This is a genomic window from Thermogutta sp. (assembly GCF_039793925.1).
GTDB lineage: Bacteria > Planctomycetota > Planctomycetia > Pirellulales > Thermoguttaceae > Thermogutta.
Window position 1 is genome coordinate 1 of record NZ_JBAMME010000287.1, and the last position, 3,652, is coordinate 3,652.

Consider the following 3,652-nt stretch of genomic DNA (forward strand, 5'->3'; position numbering starts at 1 on the left):
CGGCGCCTTTCGGTTCTCTTTCCCGTGCCTCTACCATCTCCTCCTCCCTTTACTTTCGAGCCGAAGCGAATTGTCGGATCCATTTGAGGATTGCCAGGGCCTCATGGGTAGCTTGAATGTACTGCGAAGAGTCTAACCGGCTAAGGGCATCCATAGCTTTTTGAAAGTCCGATTCCGGAATGAACGAATGGCATGGCGACTCCTTATGGGATAGCCACTCCAGAACATGGCGCAGGAGCTCTTCATGGTGTTTCTCGTTCTTGGATTTATAAAAAGCCAAGGTTTGCATGAGCCCGTTACCCATGATAAGGGAGGGAGCCCCTTTGGCAAGGTTGGCGTACTTCTCGAGCACGCCGGAGTGAACTCCGTTGACTTTCTCCCAGGCGAACCCCGCACGCTTTTGATCCAAGCTTTGCGTTACACCAGGATGAGCAACCATGATTCACCTCCCCTTTCCGTTCCCTGTCTAGCTCAGTTGCAAGCTCAAGATGACGAGGCCGCGTCCAGTTGTGGCGTCGCCTCCGAGCTGCACGAGCTTGCCATTCAGGGCCTCCTGGATGGTCTTGGCCACCTCGGCAGCACCCATGCTTCCGTTGGTGTCGCCTTTTTTCCGCCGCTCCTTCGAGAAAAGAACGGTGCCAGCGAACAACGCTTCCGGTGGGACATTCTCGGTGTAGAACAGACCGCCATCGTCCGCGGTTCCACTGTCATCGTCAATACGCACGTGGGGTTCGACGATGGTGGCGTTCTCCACAAAGTACGAAAACCGCGTGTCCGAGAGGATCACAAGATCGCTCGCGATCTTGTCCTTGAAATAGTCGAGACTGCCTTGAGGAAGTTGCTTTGCGAGCCATTGGGCAATTGTTTTCGTGTTTTCCTTCTGGGAGCTATAAACGTGAAACTGGTACGCCTCAAGGATGATGGCCTCACCCCGGCCCGAGGCATTCACGCATAGCTTGGTGTTGCCCGTTGTGAAACAGGAGTCATCGTCGGGACCCTTTTCCGGAACCTGCCAGTTGGTGGAAACCCCAGCAAGCTCGGCCATCCGCTTCAGGCGGGCAAGGGCAGTAGGGCACGTGGCGTACACAAAAGCCTCCTTCAGAGACCTCACGGGGAAAAGGACCACAGAAGCGTCAGAAAACGCTACGCAACCGGCATGGTCCGCGGCGTTAACTTTCGGCCCAAAAAGCCTTTCCACGAGGTCACTGTGCCATCTCTCGAATTCGTCCCTCAGCGCCCCTTTGATACCCGACCCAGCAAACACCGGGTGGTTGGTGTGACGTTCCCGCTGGATGGGGTTATCCACCACCCCAATAGCTTGCCCCGCACCCATGTGCACGGGGCTTACGCAATAAAAGAAGGCCAACGCGCGCTTTTCAAACATGGTTTCCTCCCTCCTTTTCCAAGCACTGGGCTTTGAATCGCTGATTTGCCATGTTCCTCTTGCTTCCCATGAGGTAACCTCACGAAACGCCTGAACTCGGTGGGTTGCCTTTGGGCCACGACCCCATGAGCACATTGTTAAAACCTTCGGCCAATCGCTGCCGCCAAACGTAAGCCTCAGGCTTAACTTGATCTTTGGCGCCCTGGAGCCACGCTTTTAGCCCCTCGGCAAAGAGGTCTTTTTCCGGTTTGCCCTGGAAGTAAAACACCGAGCCGGCAGGGATGGCAGCCTGGGCCGGTTTGGGCGCGTGGGCCGCCAGGTCCCAACCGGACACGACCTGGGGTCGGCCTACCACGGCCGCCGCAAGAAAAGCCCCGGAAGCCGTAACGTACGCACCATTTTGCCGGGAAAGCCCCGGTGGGAGCCATCCCTGGGGCGACATGCACGGCGTAACACAAACTGCCACGAAACGCTCGTCAAGTTCTCTTGCTTGAAGAGGTTCACCGCGCCATGGGGTCACCTCGCAGCCATGGCCATCGCCACCCAAGCGAACCACGAACCTCTCTGGGAAGAGGTCTTCGTCCACCCCTTCCACACCCACCACGAACCCCACCGCTCCGAACCAAGAAGCCTCGGTGGCTTTTCCCCACCTTGGCGGGCCGGGGGCGAGGGCAACGGCCGTTGTCGTGTAAAGCCTGCCTTTATCTACAGTGAAGGATTCCCGGGAGCGGGCAATGCCGAGGCGCATTTCGGTTTTCCAAAGATGGGTGGCATGAACAAAGTGCCGCGGTTCCGGCACGTCACCGTTCAGGTACGTTTCCATCCCCTCGCGGGTGAGCCACCAACCTGAAGAGGGTTTGCCCAAATCGCGCCGGGCGGAAAGGACAGGGATGTGGGACAAAAAAGCGTCGTAGGAGCAAAAGGGCATTTTTCCCTCAAGAGCAGGAGCGAGCTCCTCCCGGGGGATCGGGGTGAGTCGCTTTACAGCCTTTATGCCTTCCCTTGAGCTGCCCCAAACTACGAGGTCTGCCGGTGCAGGCAAAAACAGCTCCCCGCTTTCCGTCCCCAAAGCCACAAAGGTCACACGGAAGCTGCCAGGGTTGCGAGGCGTGCCGATGACTTTTTGGAGGCGTACCGATGGAAGCTGGTCGGTCTTTTCACTGACGAGAGAGAGCTGAACCTTGGGATCGCCAGCGAGGATGGCCGAGCGAAGGGCACCAGAAAACACCGAAGGCCATGGAGGCATGAGGCTTTCCCCGTGCTCGCCCGTTCCGCCAAAGGATTCGTTTCCCCGGAAGAAAAGGACGTCGAGGGGCTTGAAGAAGAGATAGTGGGCCATGGCTCACCTCCCTTTCTCGGGTTGGGCTGTCTCCGAGGGGACCGTCTGGGCCTTACCTTGGTCTGCTTCGCGGTTTTTCTTCAGCCGCGGCGCCCGGCCCTCCCGGGCCAAAAACTCCGCCACCTGCAACATGGCGGAAAGGTGGTCGGGGACGTTCAGCCAGTTTTCCCCCGACCCTCGCGGCCGGCATTGCTGGAAAGCCACTTCTACAACAGTGTCGGCAAGCTTTTCTGCCGGGCTTTCTTTCTGGTCACCCATCGAACCCTTGTAGTCTCGCAACACCTCAGGCTTCACACCTTGCCGTGCGAACTGGTAGGCGAGGTTCTTCACCAACAACTCCTTGTAGGCCTCCTCTCCAAGGCCATCGGGATTCGGCGGAAGATCTTGGAGCCACTGGAGGGTGTTGTAAACCGCCCGCCGGGAAACGCCTGGGAGGGCCAAAGTATCTCGAAGCTCGAACAGGCAGCTCATGGGGGTACGAACGCGTGAACTATGCACTTCGAAAGTTTCCTGGTTGTAAGGCAAATCCCTGGCCGAGAGTTGGCTTTGACCATCCCCGGGCACACCCCCAAATCCCCAGCTCGCCGTGTAGGACAAAGCACCCCCTGCGCGCTTGAGGATTTTGACGCAAAAGGCGTTCCTTCCGTACTCCTTGGCCTGTTTTTCCGCGCGCCGCAGCTCTCGGAGCACCACCGAAAGAGGTGTGGTGTGATGGGCCACGACGGCTCCCATGGACGCCGTGGCACGGCCTCCCATGACGCGGAAGATGTTCCTTCGAGCGTTCAACCTTACGAACCCTCGGGCGATGGCTTCGCCTCTGTCCAATGCGCATACTTCTTTGAGTTGGCTATACACCTCCCAAATGGCTTCCCGATCACGAGCAGGCAAAATCCCCGAAAACGCGCAGCGTAAGAAGAACATGCAGGGCA

Annotated in this window: 4 protein-coding genes; all 4 read right to left on the reverse strand. The window is 58.1% G+C overall.

Going from position 1 to position 3,652, the window contains the following annotated elements; genetic code table 11:
- Positions 1-49 precede the first annotated feature (49 nt).
- A complete protein-coding gene (cmr5, locus tag ABJK56_RS14630) occupies positions 50-439 on the reverse strand; it encodes a type III-B CRISPR module-associated protein Cmr5 (protein ID WP_347245407.1) in 390 nt (129 codons plus the stop codon).
- Positions 440-466: 27 nt separating this feature from the next.
- The gene (gene cmr4 / locus ABJK56_RS14635) at positions 467-1,384 is read right to left on the reverse strand and encodes a type III-B CRISPR module RAMP protein Cmr4 (protein WP_347245408.1); all 918 of its coding nucleotides are present in this window, start codon (positions 1,382-1,384) and stop codon (positions 467-469) included.
- A 79-nt stretch (positions 1,385-1,463) separates the two neighbouring features.
- The gene (locus ABJK56_RS14640) at positions 1,464-2,723 is read right to left on the reverse strand and encodes a type III-B CRISPR module-associated Cmr3 family protein (RefSeq protein ID WP_347245409.1); all 1,260 of its coding nucleotides are present in this window, start codon (positions 2,721-2,723) and stop codon (positions 1,464-1,466) included.
- A gap of 3 nt (positions 2,724-2,726) precedes the next feature.
- A partial coding sequence (locus ABJK56_RS14645) for a hypothetical protein (RefSeq protein WP_347245410.1) occupies positions 2,727-3,652 on the reverse strand: 926 nt, incomplete at its 5' end.

What these genes read in the sequence shown, in the direction of transcription:
- cmr5 (WP_347245407.1), bottom strand. Translation starts at nt 439, where the DNA reads ATGGTTGCTCATCCTGGTGTAACGCAAAGCTTGGATCAAAAGCGTGCG.
- cmr4 (WP_347245408.1), bottom strand. Translation starts at nt 1,384, where the DNA reads ATGTTTGAAAAGCGCGCGTTGGCCTTCTTTTATTGCGTAAGCCCCGTG.
- ABJK56_RS14640 (WP_347245409.1), bottom strand. Translation starts at nt 2,723, where the DNA reads ATGGCCCACTATCTCTTCTTCAAGCCCCTCGACGTCCTTTTCTTCCGG.